24 protein-coding genes are annotated in these 25,679 nt (G+C 58.9%); 9 read left to right on the top strand and 15 right to left on the bottom strand.

The annotated features are described in order from the left end of the window. Nucleotides 1–3 precede the first annotated feature (3 nt). The 4 genes from kdpA to ACUTJJ_RS01040 form a co-directional block, all read right to left on the bottom strand. Nucleotides 4–1,707 carry a potassium-transporting ATPase subunit KdpA gene (kdpA, locus tag ACUTJJ_RS01025; protein WP_445541013.1) on the bottom strand — a complete coding sequence of 568 codons (1,704 nt, stop codon included), beginning with the start codon at nucleotides 1,705–1,707 and terminating at the stop codon, nucleotides 4–6. A gap of 33 nt (nucleotides 1,708–1,740) precedes the next feature. Beyond that, on the bottom strand, nucleotides 1,741–1,830 hold the full coding sequence (gene kdpF / locus ACUTJJ_RS01030; protein ID WP_063950325.1) for a K(+)-transporting ATPase subunit F: 90 nt from the start codon (nucleotides 1,828–1,830) through the stop codon (nucleotides 1,741–1,743). Nucleotides 1,831–2,160: 330 nt separating this feature from the next. Further along, complete coding sequence (locus tag ACUTJJ_RS01035; protein ID WP_445541014.1) at nucleotides 2,161–3,099, bottom strand: asparaginase; 939 nt, start codon at nucleotides 3,097–3,099, stop codon at nucleotides 2,161–2,163. Then, the gene (locus ACUTJJ_RS01040) at nucleotides 3,096–4,553 is read right to left on the bottom strand and encodes an amino acid permease (protein ID WP_063950323.1); all 1,458 of its coding nucleotides are present in this window, start codon (nucleotides 4,551–4,553) and stop codon (nucleotides 3,096–3,098) included. The genes ACUTJJ_RS01035 and ACUTJJ_RS01040 overlap by 4 nt, the downstream gene beginning before the upstream one ends. 268 nt (nucleotides 4,554–4,821) lie before the next feature. Here ACUTJJ_RS01040 and ACUTJJ_RS01045 point away from each other — a divergent pair, with 268 nt between their 5' ends. Continuing rightward, complete coding sequence (locus ACUTJJ_RS01045; protein WP_445541015.1) at nucleotides 4,822–6,252, top strand: aspartate ammonia-lyase; 1,431 nt, start codon at nucleotides 4,822–4,824, stop codon at nucleotides 6,250–6,252. Here ACUTJJ_RS01045 and ACUTJJ_RS01050 read toward each other — a convergent pair. From ACUTJJ_RS01050 to ACUTJJ_RS01065, 4 genes are all read right to left on the bottom strand, one after another. Then, the gene (locus ACUTJJ_RS01050; protein ID WP_063950321.1) at nucleotides 6,221–6,937 is read right to left on the bottom strand and encodes a FadR/GntR family transcriptional regulator; all 717 of its coding nucleotides are present in this window, start codon (nucleotides 6,935–6,937) and stop codon (nucleotides 6,221–6,223) included. The two genes, ACUTJJ_RS01045 and ACUTJJ_RS01050, sit on opposite strands and share 32 nt — an antisense overlap. Nucleotides 6,938–7,127: 190 nt before the next feature. Then, nucleotides 7,128–10,199: an efflux RND transporter permease subunit gene (locus ACUTJJ_RS01055; protein ID WP_445541016.1), complete on the bottom strand. Its 3,072-nt coding sequence runs from the start codon at nucleotides 10,197–10,199 to the stop codon at nucleotides 7,128–7,130. Next, nucleotides 10,196–11,281, bottom strand: a complete 1,086-nt coding sequence (locus ACUTJJ_RS01060) for an efflux RND transporter periplasmic adaptor subunit (protein WP_445541017.1) — start codon at nucleotides 11,279–11,281, stop codon at nucleotides 10,196–10,198. The genes ACUTJJ_RS01055 and ACUTJJ_RS01060 overlap by 4 nt, the downstream gene beginning before the upstream one ends. Next, entirely contained in the window at nucleotides 11,281–12,357 is a 1,077-nt protein-coding gene (locus ACUTJJ_RS01065) for an efflux RND transporter periplasmic adaptor subunit (RefSeq protein ID WP_445541018.1), read from the bottom strand. Before ACUTJJ_RS01065 ends, ACUTJJ_RS01060 begins: the two co-directional genes overlap by 1 nt. Nucleotides 12,358–12,651: 294 nt before the next feature. Here ACUTJJ_RS01065 and ACUTJJ_RS01070 point away from each other — a divergent pair, with 294 nt between their 5' ends. Continuing rightward, nucleotides 12,652–13,266, top strand: a complete 615-nt coding sequence (locus ACUTJJ_RS01070; protein ID WP_144576719.1) for a TetR/AcrR family transcriptional regulator — start codon at nucleotides 12,652–12,654, stop codon at nucleotides 13,264–13,266. A 40-nt stretch (nucleotides 13,267–13,306) separates the two neighbouring features. Here ACUTJJ_RS01070 and rutF read toward each other — a convergent pair whose 3' ends face one another. The 7 genes from rutF to ACUTJJ_RS01105 all read right to left on the bottom strand — a co-directional run bounded on the left by rutF (nucleotide 13,307) and on the right by ACUTJJ_RS01105 (nucleotide 18,580). Continuing rightward, complete coding sequence (rutF, locus tag ACUTJJ_RS01075) at nucleotides 13,307–13,831, bottom strand: NADH-dependent FMN reductase RutF (RefSeq protein ID WP_063950316.1); 525 nt, start codon at nucleotides 13,829–13,831, stop codon at nucleotides 13,307–13,309. A gap of 26 nt (nucleotides 13,832–13,857) precedes the next feature. Continuing rightward, on the bottom strand, nucleotides 13,858–14,448 hold the full coding sequence (locus ACUTJJ_RS01080) for a malonic semialdehyde reductase (RefSeq protein ID WP_063950315.1): 591 nt from the start codon (nucleotides 14,446–14,448) through the stop codon (nucleotides 13,858–13,860). A 17-nt stretch (nucleotides 14,449–14,465) separates the two neighbouring features. After that, complete coding sequence (gene rutD, locus ACUTJJ_RS01085) at nucleotides 14,466–15,257, bottom strand: pyrimidine utilization protein D (protein ID WP_445541019.1); 792 nt, start codon at nucleotides 15,255–15,257, stop codon at nucleotides 14,466–14,468. 12 nt (nucleotides 15,258–15,269) lie between these two features. After that, a complete protein-coding gene (rutC, locus tag ACUTJJ_RS01090; protein WP_003492069.1) occupies nucleotides 15,270–15,656 on the bottom strand; it encodes a pyrimidine utilization protein C in 387 nt (128 codons plus the stop codon). Between the two features lie 23 nt (nucleotides 15,657–15,679). After that, nucleotides 15,680–16,420 (bottom strand): pyrimidine utilization protein B, encoded by a 741-nt coding sequence (gene rutB, locus ACUTJJ_RS01095; protein WP_445541020.1) that lies wholly within the window; start codon nucleotides 16,418–16,420, stop codon nucleotides 15,680–15,682. Next, on the bottom strand, nucleotides 16,417–17,508 hold the full coding sequence (gene rutA, locus ACUTJJ_RS01100) for a pyrimidine utilization protein A (protein WP_144576723.1): 1,092 nt from the start codon (nucleotides 17,506–17,508) through the stop codon (nucleotides 16,417–16,419). The genes rutB and rutA overlap by 4 nt, the downstream gene beginning before the upstream one ends. A 460-nt stretch (nucleotides 17,509–17,968) precedes the next feature. Next, nucleotides 17,969–18,580: a biliverdin-producing heme oxygenase gene (locus ACUTJJ_RS01105; RefSeq protein ID WP_445541021.1), complete on the bottom strand. Its 612-nt coding sequence runs from the start codon at nucleotides 18,578–18,580 to the stop codon at nucleotides 17,969–17,971. 283 nt (nucleotides 18,581–18,863) lie between these two features. Between ACUTJJ_RS01105 and ACUTJJ_RS01110 the strand changes: the two genes are divergently transcribed. Genes ACUTJJ_RS01110 through ACUTJJ_RS01140 form a run of 7 tightly spaced genes read left to right on the top strand, consistent with a single transcriptional unit; the run spans nucleotide 18,864 to nucleotide 25,652 of the window. After that, nucleotides 18,864–19,748, top strand: coding sequence for a dihydrodipicolinate synthase family protein (locus tag ACUTJJ_RS01110; protein ID WP_445541022.1), 885 nt, complete (start codon nucleotides 18,864–18,866; stop codon nucleotides 19,746–19,748). 20 nt (nucleotides 19,749–19,768) lie between these two features. Further along, on the top strand, nucleotides 19,769–20,425 hold the full coding sequence (locus ACUTJJ_RS01115) for a GntR family transcriptional regulator (RefSeq protein WP_063950308.1): 657 nt from the start codon (nucleotides 19,769–19,771) through the stop codon (nucleotides 20,423–20,425). A 52-nt stretch (nucleotides 20,426–20,477) separates the two neighbouring features. Continuing rightward, on the top strand, nucleotides 20,478–21,806 hold the full coding sequence (locus ACUTJJ_RS01120; RefSeq protein ID WP_445541023.1) for an ABC transporter substrate-binding protein: 1,329 nt from the start codon (nucleotides 20,478–20,480) through the stop codon (nucleotides 21,804–21,806). Continuing rightward, entirely contained in the window at nucleotides 21,806–22,744 is a 939-nt protein-coding gene (locus tag ACUTJJ_RS01125) for a carbohydrate ABC transporter permease (RefSeq protein WP_209091042.1), read from the top strand. The genes ACUTJJ_RS01120 and ACUTJJ_RS01125 overlap by 1 nt, the downstream gene beginning before the upstream one ends. Before the next feature lie 14 nt (nucleotides 22,745–22,758). Then, a complete protein-coding gene (locus tag ACUTJJ_RS01130; protein WP_170985582.1) occupies nucleotides 22,759–23,580 on the top strand; it encodes a carbohydrate ABC transporter permease in 822 nt (273 codons plus the stop codon). Between the two features lie 32 nt (nucleotides 23,581–23,612). Further along, nucleotides 23,613–24,671, top strand: coding sequence for an ABC transporter ATP-binding protein (locus ACUTJJ_RS01135; RefSeq protein ID WP_445541024.1), 1,059 nt, complete (start codon nucleotides 23,613–23,615; stop codon nucleotides 24,669–24,671). Nucleotides 24,672–24,692: 21 nt separating this feature from the next. Continuing rightward, on the top strand, nucleotides 24,693–25,652 hold the full coding sequence (locus ACUTJJ_RS01140) for a sugar kinase (RefSeq protein ID WP_445541025.1): 960 nt from the start codon (nucleotides 24,693–24,695) through the stop codon (nucleotides 25,650–25,652). The last annotated feature ends 27 nt before the right edge of the window (nucleotides 25,653–25,679 follow it).

Raw genomic sequence — 25,679 nt, forward strand, 5'->3', positions numbered from 1 at the left:
ACCTCAGAACAGCTGGCCTGCCGCCATCACCAGGTGTTCGGCAACGGGGCCGAGCGCGAGTGCCGGCAGGAAGGTAAGGCCACCGACAACCAGGATGGTGCCGACAAGCAGGCCAACGAAGAGCGGTCCATCCGTCGGGAAGGTGCCGGCCGAGGCCGGAACCGTCTTCTTGGCGACCAGTGAGCCGGCTATTGCCAGAGCTGGAATGATCACCAGAAAGCGCCCCATCAACATGCCAAAGCCAAGCGTAATGTTGTACCAGCTGGTATTGCCGCTAAGCCCCCCGAAAGCCGAGCCATTATTGGCGGCCGCCGACGTATAGGCGTAAAGGATTTCAGAAAAGCCGTGCGGACCTGCCGTTCCTATCGACGCCACGGCCGAAGGCAGGACGGTGGCAATGGCCGTAAAAATGAGCATGGCGAGCGGCAGGCAAAGAATGGCCAGAACCGCCATCTTCATTTCCTTAGCCTCGATCTTCTTGCCGAGATATTCCGGCGTCCGTCCGACCATCAGCCCCGCCACGAAGATGGCAATGACGATGAAGAGCAGAATGCCGTAGAAACCGGCGCCCACGCCACCGACGATCACTTCGCCCAGCTGCATATTGATAAGCGGGATAAGACCGCCCAGCGCCGTGAAGCTGCCATGCATGGCATTGACCGCGCCACAGGATGCCGCCGTGGTAATCACCGCAAAGAGCGACGAGAGCGCCACGCCGAAGCGGACTTCCTTGCCCTCCATGTTACCGCCGGCAAGACCAAAGCCGTGCATCAGCGGGTTTCCGGCCGCTTCCGCCCAATAGGTGACGGCAACGCCGGCGACGAACAGCACACCCATGGCGGCGAGGATTGCCCAGCCCTGGCGCTGATTGCCGACCACGCGACCGAAGACATTGGTAAAGGCCGCGCCGATCGCGAAGATCGACACCATCTGGATCATGTTGGAAATGGCGTCCGGGTTCTCGAAGGGATGCGCGGAATTGGCGTTGAAGAAACCGCCGCCATTGGTGCCCAGCATCTTGATCGCCAGCTGCGACGCCACGGGGCCAACGGCAATCGTCTGTTGCGCGCCTTCCAGCGTCTGCGCCGTGACATAAGGCCCAAGCGTCTGCGGCACGCCGAGCGACACATAAACCAGCGTCAGCACGATGCAGAGCGGCAGCAGCACGTAAAGCGTGGAGCGGACCATATCCACCCAGAAATTACCGATCGCCTTGCCGGATGCCCGCGAAAAAGCGCGGATCAGACCAATGGCGATTGCCATGCCGGTTGCGGCGGAAACAAAGTTCTGCACTGTAAAACCGGCCATCTGGGTCAGGTAGGACATGGTGCTTTCGCCACCATAGTTCTGCCAGTTGGTATTCGTGACAAAGCTGACCGCCGTGTTAAAGGACAGTTCCGGCCCCACGGCCGGCATCGCCTGCGGATTATAGGGTAGAACCGCCTGAAAGCGCATTAGCGCATAAAGCAGGGTAAAACCGAGAAGGTTGAAGAGAAGCATGGAGAACGCGTAGGTCGTCCAGTGCTGCTCCTCACGCTCGCTTGTTCCAGCAAGCGCATAAAGGCCGCGCTCGACGGGTACGAGAACCGGCGACAGCACGGTCCGCTCGCCATTGAAGACGCGCGCCATATAGAAGCCGAGCGGCTTCACCAGCGCAAAGATGATCCCGCAGAAAAGCAGGACCTGAAACCATCCATTGAGGGTCATGGTATTTAACTTTCAATAGCCGCCGCTTCCCGATCAGAAGCGCTCGGGGCGAATGAGAGCGTAGGTGAGATAGGCGGCGATAAAGACCGTGACGGCGCCGCTCAGGATATAATCGAGGGTCATCGCAGCCTCCGTCTAAAGCCGGTCACAGGCGCGCGTATAGGCAAAGCAGATGGCGAAAAACACCGTGGCTGCGCCGACAAGAACAAGATCCATCATCGATGGGACTCCTTTTTAATCGAGGAGCCGGACAGGAAGAAAAGCGCCGTCATGTGGGACGTCGCTTTTCAATCTTTCTGGCTGGAAAGGGAACACCATCCCTTCCCGCACAGAAGATGCACCCGAACCGCATAAAGGTTCGAGACGGCCGCAAAGGGAATAAAATAGGAATCCTATAGGAATTTTCGAAGCCGGCCGGAGCGGGCAACGGGTCACGTCTCCACGAAAGAGCGGTCACGCGAAAGCGGAAACAATGTCCTCTGGCGCACTTTCGCTTGCCAGCAACGCCGCCAGCAGAATACGGGCCTGTCCCGGCCGAAGCGTGGACGAATGCACGGCACCCGCCGCGACGAGATCGTGGCCGCCGCCGCCGCCGCCATAACTCGCGACCAGCAGGCCTTCAGGGACACGGCTGGAAACCACGACCGGAACACCGCGATCTGCGCAGCGCTTCACCGCTTCAGCAATAAGCGGATTGGCGTTGCCGGAACCGAGAGCGGCGAGAACGATGCCCTTTGCGCCGGCCTGTAGGCTCGCATCGATGTGGGTGGCTTCGCAGCCGGGATGGATGGCGACAATATCGACGCGTTGGCTGGCAACGAAGGCGGTAAGATGGAGCGCCCCATCGGTAATTAGCGGCCGGGCGGAGCGGAAGGCGTCCGCAGCGTCAGCGCTCAACTTATAAAGTCCCCACGCCGGCAACGAGCGACCACCAAAAGAAAGAAGCACACCCTTCGTGGCGTTCTGTTCATCGAGCGCCATCTCTATGGCGCGGCCGAGGTTCGCCGGTCCATCGGCCTCATCATGGTCTGCGGTAAACTGCGCGCCGGTGAAGACGACAGGCTTGGTGAGGACATGTTGCAGATGCACAAGCAGGGACGTTTCCTCCATGGCATCGGTTCCATGCAGAACGACGACACCCGCCACGGCGGGATCGTCAAGTTCGGCACCGACCGCGTCGCTGATGCACTGCATGTCGGTCAGTGTCAGGCTGGAGGAATCCTTTGCCATCAGATCGATCGGCTTCAGCCGGGCGTTGACCTGCGGCACAAGCGCCAGCAAATCGTCACCGGAGAGGCTGGGCGTGCTGGCGCCATCGGCGCCTCGCCTGCTCGCAATGGTGCCACCGGTGGCGATGACCGCCACCAGTGGAATTGATCCCTGCCCGATCAATGCGACGCTCCTGTGCCTGGCTGTTCGCCTGCAAGACGGTGGATGCGATCCCGCAGCAGGTACCAGCCGATCACCAGTGCTGGAATGATGACAATCAGCGAGGCGATGGTCCAAGAGCCGACAGGATAATCAAACGCCATCAGCACAAGGACACCAAAAAGGAAGATGAGCGTGAGGATGCCGGTATAGGGCGCGCCGAACATGCGGAAATCCGGACGCGCAAGCTCGCCACGCTGCGAAAGCTGCCAGAGTTTGAGCTGGCAAAGCACGATGACCGCCCAGGCGCAGATAATGCCGAGCGCTGACAGGTTGAGTGCGATTTCAAACGCGGCAGAGGGAACAACGGCGTTGAGCGCGACGCCGAATACGGTAACGACGGCCGTGACCGCGATGCCACCATAAGGCACGCCATTCTTGTTCATCTTCGCCAGCGCTGCCGGGGCCGAGCCGGAAACCGCCATGGAGTGGAGGATGCGGCCGGTGGAATAGAGCCCGGCATTGAGCGAGGAGAGAACCGCAGTCAGAACAACGAGGTTCATGATGACGTCTGCGCCCTGCACGCCGATGGAGCCGAAGAAGGTCACGAACGGGCTCTCACCGGCCTTGTAGGCGGTGTAGGGCAGGAGCAGCGTGAACAACAGCACCGAACCGACGTAAAACACGACGAGGCGCAGGACAACGGCGCGGATCGCGCGCGGCATGACCTTGCGCGGGTCCTCGGTTTCGCCTGCTGCCGTGCCGATCAACTCGATCGAGGCATAAGCAAAGACCACACCCTGGATGATGACGAAGGCAGGAAGAATACCGTTCGGGAAGAAGCCGCCATTGTCAGTGATGAGGCTGAAGCCGGTGACATGACCCTCGATAGGCGTACCGAAAATGACGAAATAAACGCCGACAACGAGAAAGATGGCAAGCGCCAGAACCTTGATAAGGCTGAACCAGAACTCCAGTTCCCCGAACACCTTCACCGACAGCATGTTCATCGCCAGCACGACGACCAGCGCCGTCATCGCGAATACCCACTGATCGATGCCCGCAAGCCACGGTACGTATTGCTTGAAGAAATTCATGTAGAGCGCGACGGCGGTGACATCGGCCACCGAGGTCATCGCCCAGTTCAGCCAATACATCCAGCCGGCCGCAAAGGCCATCTTCTCGCCGTAGAACTCGCGTGCATATGAAACAAAGGAACCGGAGCTCGGGCGGTGCATGATAAGCTCGCCAAGCGCACGCAGCACCAGAAACGCGAAGAAGCCGCAGAGCGCATAAACGAAAACCAGCGCCGGACCGGCCTGTGCGAGACGTCCACCCGCGCCCAGAAAGAGGCCCGTGCCGATGGCGCCGCCGATGGCGATCATCTGGATCTGGCGTGGCTTCAGGGCCTTGTGGTAGCCGAGGTCCTCTTCAACGAAGACCTCACGTTCGGCGGGCGCCGTTTTTCCAGAATGCATGGATTTATCCTCCCGATAAAATGCTTGTAATCGGCAATAAGCCGGAAATCAAAGTGGAACTGGCGTCGTCCCCAATGCTGGAAATGTGGCCAGCGAATGCGTGCAATCAGTAAAGCTGCATGACAGATTTTCGTTCTCATAATTGCATGTCATGGCTTTCGTCAAGAGCGACGGACGATGTTGACCTTCCCCCTCCCTGGGAATATGGTGAATTAATCTGTATGACAGCTTTACAGATTTTGCAACGCTTAAGCCAGTGGAGGACATTGTGAGCGTGACGCGCAAAGAGCATGATTTGCTCGGGTCGAAAGAAATTCCTGCAGAAGTCTATTGGGGCGTGCACACGGCGCGTGCCGTGGAAAACTTCAAGATCACCGGGGTGACCATTGGCCACAATCCTTATCTCGTCAGGGGACTGGCCTATGTGAAGGAGGCGGCCGCACGCGCAAATCACGAACTAGGCCTGCTGGACAAGGAGCGCATGGAAGCGATCGCCGAAGCCTGCCGCGAAATTCGCGCGGGCGCTCTTCACGAGCAATTCGTTGTGGATGAAATCCAGGGCGGCGCCGGCACCTCGACCAACATGAACGCCAATGAGGTCATCGCCAACCGCGCACTCGAACTGCTTGGGCACGAGAAGGGCGATTATACTCATCTGCATCCAAATGATCACGTCAATCTCAGTCAGTCCACCAACGATGCCTATCCGACAGCCGTCAATGTCGGCCTGATCGAGTCAATCGACGACCTCGCCGCCTCGATGGGCGTGCTGAAGGAGGCGTTCGACCGCAAGGCGCAGGAATTTGCCGGCTTCATCAAGATCGGCCGCACCCAATTGCAGGACGCGGTGCCGATGACGCTCGGTCAGGAATTCCGGACCTTCGTTGTGATGCTGGGAGAGGATCAGGCACGCCTCATCGAATCGGCAGCCCTTCTACACGAGATCAATCTTGGCGCCACGGCCATCGGTACCGGGCTCAACGCACCGCGCGGTTATGCCGAGCTTGCCTGCCGCCATCTGGCGGAACTGACCGGGCGGCCGCTGGTGACGGCTGCCGACCTCATCGAAGCCACCCAGGACCCCGGCGCCTTCGTGCACCTTTCCGGCGTGCTGAAACGCGTCGCGGTCAAGCTCTCCAAAACCTGCAACGACCTTCGCCTGCTTTCGTCAGGCCCGCGCGCCGGGATTGGCGAAATCACCCTTCCCTCCGTTCAGGCGGGCTCCAGCATCATGCCGGGCAAGATCAATCCGGTCATTCCCGAAGTGGTGAACCAGGTGGCCTATGCCGTCATCGGCAACGACATCACCATCACGATGGCGGCGGAAGCGGGACAGCTGCAACTGAATGCTTTTGAACCCATCATGGTGCGCGCGCTATCCCAGAGCATCAGCCAACTAAGCGCCGCCTGCCGTACGCTGGCAGAAAAATGCGTAGACGGCATTGTCGCCAATCCGGCAATCATGGCGCAGCGCGTGGAGGAATCGATCGGTCTCGCCACGGCGCTCAACCCGCTGATCGGTTATTATGCGGCAACCGATGTCGCCAAGGAGGCCCTTGCGAGTGGTCGCACCGTGCCGCAGGTGGTTCTGGAGCGTGGCTATCTCACGGAGGCGCAGTTGCAGCAGGCGCTGAGCCCGCGCCACCTTGCCAACCTGCCAACCCTGGTCACGGCTGGCGAAGCCGATCTTCGCCAATGATGGTGGTCACAACCTGCTTCACCTGACCAAGGTGGAGTTCCATTGCCTCCCGCGCCTCGGGCGCTGAACCCCGCCGGATTGCCTCGACAATCCGGCGGTGCTCGAAATTCGAAGCGACGCGGCGACCGGCCATCAGGTTCACCATTCCCGATTGTTGGGCGACGGCTTCGCGGGCATCCGACACCACCTTCGCAAAGAGACGGTTGGCAGAGGCTTCCGCGATGGCACAGTGAAACTGGCCGTCCAGCAGCACCCAGGGATGCGGCCTCTCCTCGGTTTCCATGCGGCTACAGAGATCGAGCAAGACCTGCAATTGCGCATCCGTGCGCCTCAAGGCCGCCCAACCTGCCGCCGGGACTTCGATGAACGGGCGCGCTTCAATGAGATCGCGCGCGGAATAAGCGCCGTAATTCAATTCCGAGGGTGGCGCCAGCGTCATGACGTAGGTGCCGCTGCCGGTGCGCGTTTGCGTCAGGCCCAGCGTCTGGAGAGATCGCAATGCCTCACGGATGATCGGACGGCTGACGCCATAGCGCGTTGCGAGATGGGCTTCCGAGGGCAGGCGCGTGCCGACCCCAAGCTGGCCAGACGTGATGGCGGAACGGATATCTTCGAAGACCGCTTCTGCGGCGTTCTTGCGGTTGATCGGCTGCGCGTCTGCAAGCCAATCCGTCAATCCGCCCATATAAACATCCTCCACATTCTCGATATGTCCGCACCATGACGCCAGCGAGACCGTCCAAACGGGAAAGGTCGGCTGCTCTCGCTGCTAGGCCGACCTTCCTATCATTATCCGGCCTGCCGGAACAACGAGGGTTGATATTTTTGTTGGGGCGAGCGCCGGGGCATCACCGCCCCCCAAACCAGAGGCGAAATTATGCCGTGACTTTAGATGCCTCCGGTTTGTCATCTTCACGCGGGATCCGGAACCACGCGACATAGAGCGCCGGAAGGAAGAGCAGCGTCAGCGCCGTGCCCACCACAATCCCGCCCATCATCGCATAGGCCATCGGCCCCCAGAAGATTTCCCGCGATATGGGAATGAGCGCAAGCGTTGCCGCTGCCGCCGTCAACATGATTGGCCGCATGCGGTGCTCGGTCGCTTCGATGACGGCATGCCATGCCGAGACGCCCTCGCTCCTCAAATGCTCGATCTGCACCACTAGAATGACCGAGTTGCGAATGAGGATGCCGATCAACGCCAGGACCCCGAGAATGGCAACGAAGCCCATCGGCGCATTGGAGACGAGCAACGCCACCACAACGCCGATCAATGCCGTGGGCGCGACGGCGAAGACGAGGAACAGGCGGCTGAAGCTCTGAAGCTGAACCATCAGGATTGTCGCCATCGCAAACAGCATCAAAGGCACCACGGCAACGATCGGAGCCTGCGAATCCGCGCTGGACTCCACCGAGCCTCCGATTTCGAGCTTGTAACCGACGGGAAGTGTCTTTTCGAACGCCTCGAGCCTTGGCTTCAACTGTTCCACGATCGTGGCGGGTTGTGTCGGGCCAATAATGGCTGCCTTGACGGTAACGGTCGGAATCCTGTCGCGACGCCAGATTGTCGGTTGCTCCAGTTCATAGCGGAAGTTTGCAATTGCGGAGAGTGGTACTGCCTTTCCATTTGTCGCCGGCAGCTGCAGGTTCTGCAACGTCTCGATCGAACCGCGCTCCGCCAGCTGCGCCCGCGCCACCACATTGACGAGATAGATGTCATCCCTGACCTGGGTGACGGTGGAGCCCTCGACAATGCTGTTCATGGCATTGGCGATATCTTCCGAGGAAACGCCGAGCTGGCGGGCCTTGTCCTGAATGACATCCACCTTCACAACGCGCGTCGGCTCGTTCCAATCCATCACGAGATTGGAAAGCAACTGGTGGTCTCCGACGATGCCGGACAATTGCTGGCCAAGTTCGCGGACCTTCTGAATATCAGGACCGCTCAGACGATATTGAACCGGTTTCCCGACGGGGGGGCCGATATCAAGCAATTTCACGAAGGCATCCGTACCGGCAAATGTTCGGTTGAGATACTCCTGCAGGTCCGCGCGGACCTTGTCGCGCACATCCAACCCCTTGGTAACGATCACCGTCTGACCGAAGGTCACGTCAGGGGTCTGAACGTCGAAGGACAAGATAAAGCGCGGGGCGCCTTCGCCGACATAGGTTGTCCAATGGTCGACATCAGGATTGTTGGCGAGCATGTCCTTTTCGAACTTCGCCATCTGGCGGTTGGTTTCCGCAATCGAACTGTTCTGCGGCAGGTTCCAGTCGACGATCAGTTCGACGCGGTCGGATGAGGGGAAAAACTGCTGCTGGACCAAACTCATGCCCGCGATGGAAAGACCAAACAATGCAATGGTCATGATGATCGTGACCCAGCGCCAGCGCAGCGCCCGGTCAAGAAGCCATGAAAAAGCAGAAGCGAAGCGACCTTTCTTTTCATGGTGGGATTTCATTGTCTTCGGAAGGATTGTCACGCCGAGAAGCGGCGTGAAGAGAACCGCGACGATCCACGACACGATGAGCGAAACGGCAATCACCACGAACAGCGTGAAGGTGAATTCACCCGCGGCGCTATTGTTGAGGCCGACGGGAATAAAGCCCGCGACAGTGACCAGCGTTCCCGTCAGCATCGGAAAAGCGGTCGACGTGTAAACGTAGGTTGCGGCTTTCCTGAGATCGTCTCCGACCTCCAGCCGCGCCACCATCATCTCGACGGCAATCATTGCGTCATCAACAAGCAGACCAAGCGCGATGATGAGTGCGCCGAGCGAAATACGTTGCAGCGAAATGCCCGTGTATTCCATGTATACGAAGGTAATGGCAAGCACGAGTGGAATGGAGACGGCAACCACCATGCCGGCCCTGAGGCCAAGGCTGATAAAGCTGATGACGAGGACGATGGCGATGGCTTCAAAGAGCGCCGAGGTGAAGCCGGAGACCGCTTCATCGACCACGGCCGGCTGATCGGACACGCGGTGCACGTCGACACCAACAGGCAAATCCGAAACGACGCGCTTCATTTGCGCATCCAGGGCTTCCCCGAAATGGAGAAGGTTCGCGCCGGTCTTCATGCCGATAGCAAGGCCGATTGCCGGCTGGCCGTTGAAGCGGAACAGCGAGGATGGCGGGTCGACATAACCACGCCGGATCGTCGCCACTTCCGTCAGCGGGAAGAAGCGGTTGTTGACCCGCAGGTTGATGGAGCGAAGGCTTTCCTCGGAGGTGAATTGCCCGCTCACCCGCAACGCCACACGCTCAGGCCCGGCATTGACGAAGCCGGATTGCGTGACCGCGTTCTGGGATTGCAGCGTGTTGATGATCGACTGCTGGTCTATGCCGAGCGCCGCGATCTGCCGCGTGGAAAATTCCAGATAAATCGCCTCGTCCTGCGCGCCAATGACATCGACCTTACCGATATTGTCGACCGTCAGCACCTTGGCACGGGCATCCTCTACCAGATCACGCAATTGGCGCTGGCTGAGACCGTCGCTGGTGAAGGCATAGATATTGCCATAGACATCGCCGAAACGGTCGTTGAAAAACGGGCCGACCACGCCAGAGGGAAATTCACCCTTGATGTCGCCGATCATATTGCGGACACGCACCCAGGTCGGCTCGACATTACGCGCCTTGGTTTCTGGTACCAACTCCACAAATATCGTCGTGCGTCCGGCCATCGTCTGGCTGCGCACATAGTCGAGATTGTCGAGTTCCTCGAGCTTCTTCTCGATTCTGTCGGTGACCTGCTTGGCCACCTCCTCCGCGGAAGCGCCGGGCCATTGCGCGCTGATCACCATGGTTTTGATGGTGAAGTTTGGATCTTCCTCGCGGCCTAGATTGAGGTAGGAGAAAACGCCGGCGAGAACGAAGACCAGCATGAAATACCAGACAAGCGAACGGTGTTCGAGCGCCCAGTCGGAAAGGTTGAATTTCTTCACTGACGGACCTCCTGATCGATCCTGATGGCCAGTCCATCCTTGAGTTTGTGGACACCGGCGCTGGCGACGCGCTCGCCCGGCTTGATTCCGCCGGTGACGCGCACGCTTCCACTCTCTGCGGGATCGCCCTCAATCGTGACGGGCCTGAACGTCACTGTCGCCGTATCGACATTGACGATCCAGACGCCCCAGCCGTTGTCGGTTTTCAAAAGGGACGATGAGGGCAGCATGATGCGGGGTTCGGATGCAACAACGACGGAGGCCGTGACCACGGAGCCCAAGCGGAAGGCTGATGGTGCATCCTGAAGGCTGATCTTCGTGCGACGTGTCCTTGTCGCCGTTTCGGCTTCCGGCGCAATTTCGCGCACGACACCGGTGGTGCGAATTTTTGGATCAAGTTGCAGGGCGATATCGAAGACGGAGCCGATCTCCAGTCGCTGGGCTGCAAATTGTGGAACGTCGACCACCACATCACGCACCTCCGGGCGGGCGATGGTCACGACAGTCTGACCGGCGGAGACGACCTGGCCAATCTCACCTGCCGTTGCCGTGACCACGCCGTCGAATTCAGCACGCAATTGCGCATAACCCAGCTGTTCCTCGGCCTTATCGAGATTGGCCCGGGCCTTGGCGACGGCGGCATTGGCAGTGCGGGTCGCCTGTTCGGCTTCTTCCAACGCCGCTTCCGTGCCGCTTCGGGCTTCGGCCAGCACGCGCTGGCGCTGTTCTGTCGTGACCGCATTGGCGAGTTGCGCTTCCGTATTGGAAAGATCGGATTGAGCACTCTTCACTGCAAGCTCAAGGGCAAGCGGATCGATCGAGGCCACGACATCGCCTTTCTTGACCAGATCGGCGACATCGACGTTGCGGGCGATGATGCGTCCCAGAACACGGAAACCGAGATTTGTCTGGATGCGCGGTTCAACCGTACCGGTCAGCCGCAGCGCATCCGCTGGCTTCTCTTCCACGACGACGGAAAGTACCGGACGCGGTGGCTCGGCGGCGGCTTCCTGCTGTTTCTGGCAGGAGGAAACGGCAATTACCACGGCTCCCAACAACAAGCTTTTGTATATCCTGAACATTATTGTGCTTGCCCCTTTTCATAGGCGACCTTTTCACCCGCGCGGAGGAACTTGGTCCCAACCGTGACGACGAGATCGCCGGGATTAAGCCCCTCAGCGACAACAAACTGGCCGGTCTCGTAATCGGCGACCTCAACACGCCGCATATCCACCTCCTGCGACCGCGGATCGACCACCCAGACGGCTGGAGAACCCTCTTGCGACGTCATCGCAGACCATGGCAACTCGATCGCGTCGACCTGTTTGAAGTGGAAATGACCGGAGACGGGAGCACCGAGCGGCATTGTCATGTCACCATTCAGCCCGACCTTGACCCTTATCGTGCCATTGTCGGGATCGATCGTCGGCGAAATCTCCCGCACCGGCGCCGCAATCGTGCGGGCAGGATCCGAGAGAAGACTGACATCGACGAGATTGTTGATATCGCGCTCTAGGAACAGGGATTCATAGACATCGAAAACCGCATCGCGCGGCCCGTCATGCGCCAGCGTGAAGACGAGCTGGGCTGCCTGCGCCACTTGACCCACTTCGACGTTGCGCGCCGTAATCACACCGTCTGCATCGGCTCGAAGCTCAGTATACGACAGCGCATCCCGCGCCGTATCCAACTGCGCCTGCGCAGATCTGACGGCACCCTGCCCCGTGAGCAGAGTTTCCTGGGCCTTGTCCACCGCCGAACGCGATGTCACCTGCGTCTTGAAGAGGCTTTGCTGCCGATCGAAGGCCAATTGAGCCTGCGTCTGCTGCGCCTCGGCAGATTGGAGGTTGGCAAGCGCGACGTCGAGATCAGCCTTTTGTTCTTCAGGATCGATACGGGCCAGCAACTGCCCTGTCTTGACCCTGGTACCGACATCCACAAGCCGCTCGATTATCTTGCCACTGACCCGGAAAGACAGATCCGTCTGAACCCGCGCCCTCACTTCGCCCGTGATAAGGCTACCGCGATCCACGGGCTTCTTTTCAGCCACTACCACGTCCACCGTGCGCAGTGGTTTTTTGGCAGGCGGCTCTTCGTTGCTGCAGGCCGAGAGGGCGAAAATGCCGCCGAGCGCCGCCGCGATGAGAATGGTTTTCATGGTGACCTCTTGATCTTCGCATCGTCCTATAATATTTGACTAACCGAATAGTCAATGAAATTCTTGTGCCGTAGATCGGTTGTCTGCACACCATCAAACCGGACCTCGGAAGGACTCTCCTGTTCGCCCCGCACACGCCCGCGAGTGCGTCAGCACCCGTCCTTAATGGTGTCGAATGAGCAGCTTGGCAAAAATCCATTCCGGTTTTTACGCCGGTGCTGTAGGCACTGATCTCTCATTTCCGCCAATGCGACGGACAGAAGGGCACGCGCCAAAACATAGGAATCCCGGGCCATGGCAAAAGCAAAACTGACACGCGCTGAACAGAAGATACAACGTCCGTTGCAAATTCTCGATGCCGCATTCGAGGAATTCACCAAAACAGGATTTGCCGCCACGCGGGTGGAGGACATCGCTGAACGCGTGGGTGTCACGAAAGGAACTGTCTACGTCTATTTCGAAACGAAGGAGGCACTCTTCGAGGCCATGGTTCGGCATGCGTCTCAGCCATTCCAGCAGGCCTTCAACGCCTACTCACAAACTTCCGATGACCCTGTGGAAGCGCTTCGACTGCTCTTGGAATTTCTGTTCGACGCGCTTGTCGACAACAAGAAAATGCGGGAGCTGTTCCGCCTGATCCTCGCCGAGGGGGCGAAATTTCCGGACCTCATCGACCAGCATCATGATACGATGATGGAGCCGGTTTTCCAGCGCATCAACGCCATCCTGGAGGATGGCGTGGCAAAAAAAAGATTCAGGGCCAATCCGCCCGAACTCTGCAAGGTCGTGGCGTCGCCTATGGTCGGGACTTTGGTCTTTCGGCTGATTTTTAACGACCGGCGTAGCCTCGACAGACAGGCAGTTCTTAATATTCACCTTGAATTGATCATGCGCGGGTTGCTCGCATAGGTCTTGTCTGGTCAGGGCAAGACCCGAACCGATCAGCGCTTCACAGCATGCGATAGCGCCGGTTGAAATACATCAACGCTTCGTCCCCATCGTTGATCTTCATATCAACGACATCACAGATCAGAATATCATGTGTGCCGCCGTCATGGGCCTCACGGATACGGCAATCGAAAGAGACAAGCGCGTCCTCGAGAACCGGCGCGCCGGTTTCAAGCAAGCCCCAGCTGCCAGCAGCAAAACGTTCCTCCGCCGGCGTCTTGCCACCGAAAAGCGTGCTCAGCACCTCGTGATGCGCAGCAAGCGTATTGACGCAGACAACCGCGTTAGCTTTTACCACCTTATAAGCGGATGAATTGCGGTTGAGGCAGACGAGAAGCGTGGGCGGATTGTCGGAAACGCTGCAAACGGCAGTCGCGGCAAATCCCGCGCGGCCTGCAGCCCCGTCAGTGGTCACGATATTGACCGCCGCACCAAGCCGCGCCATCGCATTTCTGTAATCCTGGCTGCGCTGCTCTGCAGTCTTCGTCTCCATACCCGCTTCCCTTTCAAGAGACATCATCTGCATCTAACCCATCCTCTCTTAACAGCCTATCAAGCCAGCACGCAGGCATCGTCAAAGGCAAGACGCGGCAGACGCCCGAAAAGCTTCGACGGATCGCCATGGCCAAGATTGATCAGGAAATTGGATTTCCACGTCGTGCCGGCAAAAAACGCCGCATCCACCTTGCCCTTGTCGAAACCGGACATGGCACCAGTGTCCAGCCCCAACGCGCGGGCGGCGAGGATCAGATATCCGGCCTGAAGCGTTGCGTTGCGAAAGGCTGTTTCTTCGGACACCGCAGGGCTGGAGGTAAACCAGGAACGCGCATCCGCATGGGGAAACAGCTCCGGCAGCTTTTCATAAAATTCGCTATCGATCGCTGCGATGACGGTCACGGGAGCCGCCATCGTCTTTTCGAGATTACCCGAAGAGAGTGCCGGCCGCAGCTTTTCCTTCGCTGCGGCGCTACGCACGAAAACGAAACGCGCGGGCGAGCAATTGGCCGACGTTGGTCCCATCTTGACCAGGTCGTAAAGTGCTTTCAGCGTTTCATCGCTGACCGGATCGTCCGTCCAGCCATTGTGGGTGCGCGCTTCGGTAAAAAGTGCTGCGAGTGCTGCATCATCGAGTGCTTTCGTCATCGTGCCTTAAAGTCCTGTCAGATTGTCGCGTCGGCGGGCAGAAGGAACTGCAGCAGCCGCGTATTGAAAAGGTCGGGCTCGGTAATATTGACCGCGTGAGCCCCGAAATCGAGAAGGCAAAGCTCGCTTTGCGGCAAACCGTCGGCAAGACGCAACGAGCGCGTATAGGGCACCAGAAGATCGTCCTTCGTCGCCACCACCAGCACCGGATTGCCTATCTCGCCAAGCCGTGTGTCCACATCGAAGGCCCGCAACGCGGCGATACGCCGGAGCACATTCTCCTTGCCCTGAAAATGCGCGACGCCATGCGCATCGTCCCGCGCCAGCCGCTCCTGATTGTCAGACATCCACGCCGCCGGATAAAGAAACAGCGGCTGAGCTTTGACGAATGCCTCGACACCCGCCTTTTCCAGAAGCTCGATCCGCACGTCAAAGCAGCGGCCGGAATGCGGATCGGCCTTGCTCCACGCGTTGATAAGCACCAACCTGTCGACAAGGCCGGGCCGCCGCAGCGCGATATCGAGGCCGATCAGGCCACCGAGGGCATGTCCCATGAAGTGGAATTTTTCGAGGTTCAGGGCCGAGACAATTTCCAGCACATCATCCGCCATGGCGGAAATGCCGCCATCCTCCGGCACCTCGCCGCCGGTCCTGCCGGTGCCGCGATGGTCATAGGTGACCACCCGGAAATGGCCGGAAAGAGCCTCGATCTGCGGTACCCAATAGGCACCCGATCCGCCAAGGCCCGAAGACAGCAGGATAGTGGTTGCCTCGGCATCGGTGCGGCCATGAACCTCGAAATGCATCATCTCCCGTCTCGCCTATTTGCCGATATGGGCGACGGTGGCGATTTCCACCAGCGCATCGGGCTTCACGAGGCCGCACTGGATGCAATAGCGCGCTGGCTTGTCGCCGGGGAAATATTCGGCATAGACCGTGTTGACGGCCTGATAATTGGCCCAGTCGGTGATGAAGATGTGGTTCATGGTCACATCCTCCATGGTGCCGCCCGCGGTTTCGATGACCGACTTGATTGTTTCCAGAACATGGCGGGTCTGCGCGCTGGCATCGCCCACATGCACGACATTGTTGTCCTTGTCGAAGGGCAGCGTGCCGGACACGTAAACCACGCCATCGGCAAGGGTGCCCGGCGAAAAGGGAGCGATGGGTTTGCTGGTACCCGCAGGCACGACGATCTTTTTGGGCATTTCGTTCTCCTCTTATGTTGAAATCAAGCGCTGACAGGTGCGGCCTGCGAAATGACGCCGCAGAAATCATTGACGGTGGCGACCCAGCCGAAAAATTTCTCGACATTATAGACCGTCGCCTGCTGGATATAGTCCGGCCCCAGATGATGCGTGGCATCCTCCAGCATCACCCCGAAATATTCGAGGTGGAAGGCGTCCCGCAACGAGCTTTCCACGCAGACATTGGTGGCGATGCCGACAAAGATCAGATTGCGGATGCCACGCGCGCGCAGCACGCTATCCATATTGGTGTTGAAGAAACCGCTGTAACGCGTTTTCGGCACGAGAATATCGCCGGGCTGCGGTTGCAGCTCATCGACAATGGCGTAGTCCCATGTGCCCTTGGCGAGCAGCTGGCCCTGCAGTTCCGGCCTTTTGCGCATGGTCTTCAGCGCATTGGACTTGTGCCAGTTGGGCGAACCAGGCCCGCCCGCCTCGACATAGTCCTTGTCCCAGCCATTCTGGAAGTAGATGACCTGAACGCCTGCCGCCCGCGCCGCATCCAAAGTCTTCTTGATGTTGGCGATGGTCCCCTTCGCCCCTGATATATCGAAACCGGCAAGATCGACGTAACCGCCCTCGGTTGAGTAGGCGTTCTGCATATCGACCACAACAACGGCCGTCTCGCTGGGTTTCAGTGTGATCGGCTCCGGCCTTGCAGGCAGCGTGACACTTTCCGAGCGGCTTTCCGGGCCCTTGTAACCCGCCACGACGGCTTCGCTCATTCCGCTGCCTCCAGTGCCGCTTGAACATGCGCGCGGCTCTTCATCAGCGGCTGCACATATTTGCCGAATTTCTCGACCCCTTCGAGGAAATCATCGAAGGTCAGCATCACGCCGCCCGTTCCCGGCACCTCGCTCATTTCATCCAGCATTGCCGCCACTTCCTCATAGGAGCCGATCAAGGTTCCCATGTTGATATTGACCGCAGAAACGGGGTTGGACATATGCCGGACATTGGTGTCGGAGCCTGATTTGGTGTCGACGGCGCTCTGCAGGCCGAGCCATTTGATCGCGTCCTGATCCGCGCCAGCCTTGTAATGCTCCCACTTCGCCCAGGCATCCTCGGATTTTTCCTCGGCGAGCACCATCGTCAGCACAACGGATTTAACCTCGCGGCCGCTCTTTTCCGTTGCCGCCAGCAGGCGCTCATTAGTGGGCGCAAAGGCCTTCGGCGTATTGACGCCCACGCCAAAGCAGAAGCTGTAATCGGCGAATTTGGCCGAAAACGCCATGCCGGAATTCGACGACCCGGCGCAGATGAGCTTCACATCACCCTGCGGCACCGGCTTCATGCGGCAATCGTCCATCTGGAAGAACTTGCCCTTGAAATCCGACTGCCCTTCCGTCAGCAACTCTTTCAGCACAGTCGTATATTCGCCGAGATATTCGTAACGATCGCCGAAATAATCGTCACCCGGCCAGAGGCCCATCTGGCTATATTCCGGCCGCTGCCAGCCGGTGATCAGGTTGATGCCGAAACGGCCACCGGAAATGGAATCGATCGTGGTTGCCATGCGCGCAACGATAGCCGGCGGCATGACCAGCGTGGCGGCGGTGCCGAACAGCTTGATCTTGGAGGTGACGGCCGCCAGCCCCGCCATCAGCGTGAAGGATTCCAGATTGTAATCCCAGAACTCGGTCTTGCCGCCGAAGCCACGCAGCTTGATCATCGACAGCGCAAAGTCGAAACCATATTGCTCGGCCTTTAGCGTGATCGCCTTGTTGAGATCGAAGCTCGGCTTGTATTGCGGCGCGTTTTCGGAAAGAAGCCATCCATTGTTCCCGATCGGGATAAAAACACCAACTTCCATTTTACTGTTCCCTTTTTGACGTCAGGTGTCTCCTGACTTGACAAAAGAGTAGCAGGATCTGTGCCAGACCAAATAAAATAATTTTATCAAATGGATAAAATTTCGAGAGAGATTGAGCCCTGACCGAAAGGAAAATTTTTTATCATTTGGTAAAAAGATTTGCCTGTTTATTCAGCATATATTGAGGGCGATACGTCGAAGGTGGGTGACCCCCACGGCAATCGCAGACCGACTTAAAAAATTCGAAGGCTCTCCTCCGTTATGCCGGACCCGATCCGGCATCCAGCCACGGCGCGTCTGCACGGTAAATAGAATCTTTTGCGATCAAGGACTTGATCGCACTGGACCCGGATCAAGTCCGTGGTGACGGCGGTAGAGAGTTAAGACTCAATCAAATGAGCACGCGCGAGGTGGCATTCCTGCGCGATGAGGACAACGACCGCGCAGTTATGCCAAAACCTCAACCCATCCGCTGCTGGGCATAGGCATGCACTGCCCGGAATGCCGCCTCGGCACCCGCGATAACCCGCTCTTCCTCTTCAACGGTCAGCGAAATTTCGTCCACTGCGGAAGTGAAAGTGCGCCAGTGCAGGCCGCGTCCTTCCGGTGCGCCAGCCAGATGCCGCGCACCGAATTCTTCAGTCAGGCCAAGCTTGGCCGCATCCTTCAGCAGGAAGGCCGCGCCGAGATTGGAGCCTTCGACCACGTAAAGCCAACCCATGGCTTCCGGCAGATCAAAGGGCGTTTCGGCGGTAAAGCGCGGTGCGGACGCTTCTGGAATGCCAAGACCGAGATCGGCAAGGTCCTGCTCGATCATGGGAAGACGACGCCGGCCCTTGAGGTCTGGAAGCAGGCCGTCAAGTGTTTCATTGGAAAAAAAGACATCGAGATCGCGGTGGAAGAGATATTGTGTTTCGACAAATTTGCCGAAGTTCTCGCCGCTCTCAAACGGCTTTGCCGCCATGATGAAAGCATCCAGATCGCCATGCGCGCCCCGCGTCGCTGCCTTCAGGCGCTTGACGCGGCTCTGCTCGATCGCTGCTACAGGCGCTGCCGGCTCCGCAATAGTCATGATGAAAGTTCCTTTATCCCAATATTCAGATTGCCTGATAAAAATCTTTACTGCGCCAGTCAAATTTTATTTTCGCGCATGCCAGCGCTGCGATTGGCGTCCATTGGCGTCGTGCGCCCGCCCTGGTCCTGTGCAACCCTTCGGCTTCGGCTTGTAATGTTACCTGCCCGACAAGACGCGGATGCTGGCACGGCAGTTCCAAACAATCATACTGCAATTACCTCTTTACAACTAACATGTCAGTATGTCATCAATCTGCCGTCACTTTGGAGGAGCATCGTAATTGACCCAGAAATTCGGCCTTTCGGCAGCTTTGACCACACCTTTCAAAACCGACGGAACAGTCGATATCGATGCCATGATCGCCCATGCCCGCCGTTGCCTGTCGAACGGCTGCGACAGCGTGACACTCTTTGGCACGACAGGTGAAGGCTGCTCCGTCGGCAGCCGTGAAAGGCAGGCGATACTCTCCGGTTTCATTGCGGCGGGCATCGCACCGTCGCGCATCGTCACCGGCGTTCTGGTCGATTCCATCGAGGATGCGGCCGACCAGTCGGCCGAAGCATTGAGAGCCGGCGCCCGCAACATTCTGCTCGCCCCGCCCTCCTATTTCAAGAATGTCAGTGACGACGGCCTGTTCGCCTGGTTCTCGACGGTGTTCGCCAAGATCGGCAAAGATGCACGCGACATTCTCGTTTACAACATCCCCTCCGTGACCATGGTGACGTTGTCGGTCGAGTTGGTCGGACGGCTGAAGGCGGCGTTTCCGGGCATCGTCACCGGCGTCAAGGACTCCTCCGGCAACTGGAGCCATACCGAACGTTTGCTGAAAGAACACGGTGAGCTCGCCATCTTGATCGGCGATGAGCGCGATCTGGCGAAAGGCGTGCGCCTCGGCGGTCAAGGTGCGATATCAGGCGTTGCGAACTTCCTCACACAGGAAGTGCGCGCCATGGCGGTCGACGGCAAGGACGACCAGCGCATCGTCGATCTAGTTGTGGAACTTCTGAAATTCCCGGTTACACCCGCCGTCAAGGTGCTGGTATCACACACGACGGGGGAAGCGATCTGGTCGGATGTGCGCGCACCGCTCGTCGCCATCTCGACAGAAGGCCGGCGGCAGATCGAAGGCGCTTTCGACGCGCTGTTTCGCAAACAGGCCGCCTGAACGGAGCTGAAAGGTCGAGCATGGACGATACCGGCGAACAGACATTGCGGGAACGGGCGTATGAGAGCTTTACGCATCACCTTCTCTCGCGTGATGTTCGCCCGGGGCAATTCATCTCGCAGCGCCGCCTTGTGGAGCTGACGGGTCTGCCGCTCGGTGCAATCCGGGAGGCAATTCCGCGGCTGGAGGCGGAAGGTCTGATCAAGACCGTGCCACAGCGGGGATTGCAGGTCGCCCATATCGACATCAACCTCATCCGAGAGGCATTCCAGTTCCGCATCTTCCTCGAAAAGGAAGCCGTGGCGCTGTTTACCCGTTCCGCCTCAGACGCAGCTATTGCCAAACTGTTGAAACAGCACCGTGATGTCGCCGAAGCGGCTGAAAACGGTGGAGAGTCGCCGGAACTGGAGCAGCACGCGCAACAGGTGGACTGGGGCATGCACGATGCTTTCATCGATGCGCTCGGCAATTCGATCATTTCGAATGCCTACCGCGTCAATTCCATCAAGATGCGCCTCATCAATCAGGAGCGCTTTCGCATCGCCGGTCATGTGAAGTCGGTGATGAAAGAACATCTCGCCATTCTCGAAGCCATCGAGAAGCGCTCCGTAGAAGACGCCGTGGAGCGGCTGACCGCCCATATCCGCAACGCAAGGGACAGGGCGCTGGCGGTATAAAATGTAGCAAGCCGGGGTGAGGAGAATTCCGGCACAAGGAGGAGAACTGGACATGACGAATTGGTTGCTCAACCCGACGCGCCGCGGGTTTCTTGCCGGTACGGCCGCGCTTGGCAGCAGCGCGGTGCTTGGCATTCGACCTGCATCGGCGGCGGTGAACTGGAAAAAACACGCCGGCACGACTCTTGAGGTCAACCTCGTCAAAAGCCCGCGCAGCGAAACGCTGATCAAATATCTCGGCGAATTCGAAGAACTGACCGGCATCAAGGTCAATGCCGAAGCAACGCCGGAACAGCAGCAGCGTCAGAAGGTGGTCATCGAACTTTCCTCGGGCAAGCCGAGCTTCGATGTGGTGCATCTGAGCTACCACGTGCAGAAGCGCCAGTTCGAAAAAGGCAAGTGGCTGGCCGATATCAGCGGCTTCCTGAAAGACCCCTCGCTGACCGATCCGTCGCTCGTTGAGAAAGACTTTGCCGAGGCTGGCATGCTGTTCGCCAAGGACAGCGACGGCGTGCTGCGTTCGCTACCCTTCTCGGTGGATTACTGGATCGTCTACTGGAACAAAGAACTCTTCGAAGCGAAGGGGCTGAAATACCCTGAAACTTTCGAGGAATTGGTAACGGCGGCGGAAAAAATCACTGATCCCGCAACCAACACCTATGGTTTCGTGGCGCGTGGCCTCAAGAACGCCAATACACCCGTATGGACCTCGCTGATGCTCGGCTACGGCGCAAAGCCGATCGTCGATGGCAAGGTCAACACTGAATCCAAGGAGGCGGTTGAAGCGGCAAAGCTCTATCAGCGCCTGATGACGAAAGCCGCCCCTCCCGGCGTTTCCGGCTTCAACTGGGCGGAAGCACAATCGGCCTTCCTGCAGGGCAAGATCGGCATGTGGTTCGATGGCGTCGGTTTTGCGCCGCCGATCGAGAACCCGGAAAAATCCCGTGTGGTCGGCAAGGTCGGTTATGGCGTCATGCCGAAGGGCCCGGCAACCCAGGCAGCGGGCACGTTCGGCGATGGTCTCGGCGTCGTCGAAGCCAGCAGCAAGAAGGAAGCCGCCTACCTCTTCTGCCAATGGGCGATTTCGCATGAAATGGGCGCTCGACTGCTGCAGGCGGGCGCCGGCGTTCCGTTCCGCCAGTCCATCCTCGAAGACCAGAAGGTCCGCGAGGGCGTCAAGATGCCGGCCGCCTGGCTGGATGCGGTCGTCGGTTCCGGCAAGGTCTCGCAGCTTGCGCTTCCCGTCATCATTCCGGTGACGGAATTCCGCGACATCTACGGGGTCGGCCTCACCAATATGATCGGCGGCGCGGATCCAGCAGCCGAACTCAAGAAGGCGACGGAACAGTTCACACCCGTTCTGGCGCGTAGCGAGGGATAATGGCCTCCGTGAGCATCGAAAACACCAAGACAGGCGTCAGCCGCAAAGAAGGGAGCAGGCCGGCAAGGCTTGCTCCCAACTACTGGCCCTTCGTCATACCGGCACTTGTCGTTATTTCGGCTGTCATCGTTTTTCCATGGGTCTTCACCCTCTGGATGAGCGCGCATCGCTGGACGCTTGGGCAGGAGCAGAGCTTTATCGGTTTCGAGAACTACGTCAGGCTCGCAAGCGACGCGAGATTCTGGGAATCGCTGTGGCATACGCTCGTTTATACCGTGCTGTCGGTCGTTGCCCCGCTGTTTCTCGGAACATTGGCGGCGCTGGTTTTCGATGCGCAGTTTCCGCTGCGTGGTTTTCTGCGCGGCGTCTTTGTCATGCCGATGATGGCGACCCCTGTCGCCATCGCGCTGGTCTGGACCATGATGTTCCACCCGCAGCTCGGCGTTTTGAACTATCTCCTGTCTTTCATCGGCATTGGCCCGCTGGAGTGGATCTATAATCAGTCGACGGTCATTCCCTCGCTGGTCCTTGTCGAAACCTGGCAATGGACGCCGCTCGTCATGCTGATCGTGCTCGGCGGTCTCGCCGCCGTTCCGCGCGAACCCTATGAGAGCGCCGAGATCGACGGCGCCAATGCCTGGCAGAAGTTCCGTTATCTCACCATGCCAATGATCGCGCCGTTCCTGATGATCGCCGTCATCATCCGCTCGATCGATGCCGTCAAAAGCTTCGACATCATCTATGCGATGACCCAAGGCGGACCCGGCACCGCATCGGAAACCATCAACATCTACCTCTACAATACGGCATTTGCTTATTACGACATCGGTTACGGCTCGGCCATGGCCGTCGTCTTCTTCATCATCATCGTGGCGCTATCCTTCGTGCTTCTGATGGTACGCCAGCGGTCGCAATGGAACGAGATGGAGGATCGCTGATGTCCGCAAAAATCCTGAAACGTAAAAATCTCGACCGGCTCGGCCTGTTCTTCGTGGCGCTGGTGATGATTTCGCCGGTCATCCTGTTCTTCATCTGGATGATCTCGCTGTCGCTGAAATATGAAATCGACAACGGCGCCTACCCGCCCATCCTCATTCCCGAACGTTTCGCCTGGTCGAACTATGTTAAGGTGTTCGAGGAGAATAACTTCTTCCTCTATTTCTGGAATTCGGTCCTCGTCACCGGTGCCGCCACCATTCTGGCGCTCGTCATCGGCGTTCCCGCCGGCTACGGCATCGCAAGGCTGAAGGCGGAAAAATCCGCCGTCGTCATCATGATCGCCCGCATGACGCCCGGCCTCTCCTTCCTCATTCCGCTGTTCCTGCTGTTCCAATGGCTGAACCTGCTCGGCACGCTCTGGCCGCAAATCATCATCCATCTTGTCGTGACGGTGCCGATCGTCGTCTGGATTATGATCGGTTATTTCGAGACGACGCCGAAGGAGTTGGAAGAGGCCGCAAGCATCGATGGCGCATCTTCCTGGCAGGTGTTCCGGCTGGTGGCGCTGCCGATTGCCAAGCCGGGCATCGTCGTCTCCTTCATCCTCGCTGTCATCTTCTCCTGGAACAACTTCGTCTTCGGCATCGTGCTGGCCAGCCGTGAAACGCGCACCCTGCCGGTCGCGGTCTACAACATGCTCTCCTTCGAACAGGTGAGCTGGGGTCCGCTGGCCGCAGCCGCGTTGATTGTGACGCTGCCGGTGTTGCTGCTGACCATGTTCGCACAGAAACAGATCGTGGCGGGCCTTACCGCCGGCGCCGTCAAGGGCGGCTGAACCATCAAACAAAGAAATACGGGAACCTGCACATGGCACCGGTCAATATTCAAAACGTCCAGAAGCGCTTTGGCGCGGTCAACGTCATCCACGGGATCGATATCGACATCAAGGACGGAGAATTTGTCGTCCTCGTCGGCCCTTCCGGCTGCGGCAAATCCACCCTGCTGCGCATGATTGCAGGGCTGGAAGAGCTGAGCGATGGCGAAATCCATATCGGCCCGCGCGAGGTCAGCCACCTGCCCGCCCGCGACCGCGATATCGCCATGGTCTTCCAGAACTACGCGCTTTATCCACATATGACGGTCAAGGACAATATGGGCTTTGCGCTGAAACTGAAGAAGGTGAGCCCGGAGGAAACCAAGGCCAAGGTGGACCGGGCGGCCGCCATTCTGGGGCTGGAAAAACTGCTCGACCGTTATCCGCGCCAGCTTTCCGGCGGTCAGCGCCAGCGTGTCGCCATGGGCCGCGCGCTGGTGCGCGACCCGCAGGTCTTCCTGTTCGATGAACCACTCTCCAATCTCGACGCCAAGCTGCGCGTGCAGATGCGCGGCGAGATCAAGGCCATGCATCAGCGCATCGGCACGACAACCATTTACGTCACCCACGACCAGGTAGAAGCCATGACCATGGCCGACAAGATCGTGGTGCTGCATGATGGTGTGATCGAACAGATCGGCGCGCCGCTCGAACTCTACGACAATCCCGCCAACCTCTTCGTTGCCGGCTTCATCGGCTCGCCCGCCATGAACTTCATTCGCGGCCGGGTGGAAGAAGGCGTGTTTCGAACCACAAAGGGCCTCAGCCTGCCGCTGCCCGCCCATGCCGATATCGGCAAGCTGGGCGGCCGCGATCTCGTCTACGGCGTGCGCCCGGAACATATCCGCGCCGCTGAGAGTGGCATCGAAGGCCGGGTCGAACTGGTCGAAGGCACCGGCTCGGAAATCTATGCCAAGCTGAATTGCAAGGGCGATGACATCGCCTGCCTGTTCCGCGAACGCCTCAATGTCCGCTTCGGCGATACGATCTACATTGCCATCGATCCGGCAACAGTGCATCTGTTCGACAAGGACAGCGGCAAGCGTATCTGACAGGTGACAGGAGTGAACAGCATGGCAGACAAACAGGGCGGCAAGCATGTGCTCTGTGTGGGTGCCGCCGTGCTGGACACCCTGTTTCGTGTGCATGACATGCCAAAGGGTGAAGGCAAGGTCCTGCCCTATGATATGCTGCAGATCGCCGAAGGCATGGCGTCTAGTGCTGCCTATGCCGTGCATCGTATGAGCGGGCGCGCCAGCCTCTGGGGCGCTGTTGGTGACGACGAAACCGGAAGCCGTATCCTGCGCGATCTCAGCGAAAGCGGCATCAACACGAGCGGCATGACGGTCGCAGCCGGCGCACGCTCGGCCCTGTCGACGATCATCATCGATAACAGGGGGGAACGGCTGATCGTGCCGTTCTACGATCAGCGACTGCACGAGAAAAAACGCTCCTGTACGCCGGCAGATATTGCCCTGTTCGACGCCGTTCTGGTGGATGTGCGCTGGCCGGAACTGGCGCTGGATGTGCTCACCGTGGCGCGCACGCTCGGCAAACCCGCCATTCTCGATGGCGACGTTGCACCCGTCGAAATCCTTGAGAAGCTTGCGCCAGCCGCGAGCCATATCGTCTTTTCCGAACCCGCCGCCGCCCGGCTGAGCGGGCTTGAAACGGTGAAGGACATGCTGCCGGTGCTGCATGCCCGCTATCCGCAGACCTTCCTCGCCGTCACCGCCGGTCCGCAAGGCTGCTGGTGGACGGAAGCCGGTGATCCCACGGTGCATTTCCAGTCAACGATGCAGGTCGAAGCAGTGGACACGCTGGCGGCGGGCGATATTTTCCACGGCACGTTTGCACTTGCGATGGCTGAGCGCATGGAAAGCCGCGCCGCCATCCGCCTCTCCTCCGTTGCTGCCGCGCTCAAATGCACAGTCTTTGGCGGCCGGGCCGGCGCACCGACGCGCGAAGAGACGGAAGACGCGATGCGGCAATGGCTAGAGCGTGAAGGCGAACCCGCGCTACGCGCCTCCTGAGGGCATCCAATGCCCGCATGAAACTAT

This window comes from Agrobacterium sp. DKPNP3 (assembly GCF_052686535.1).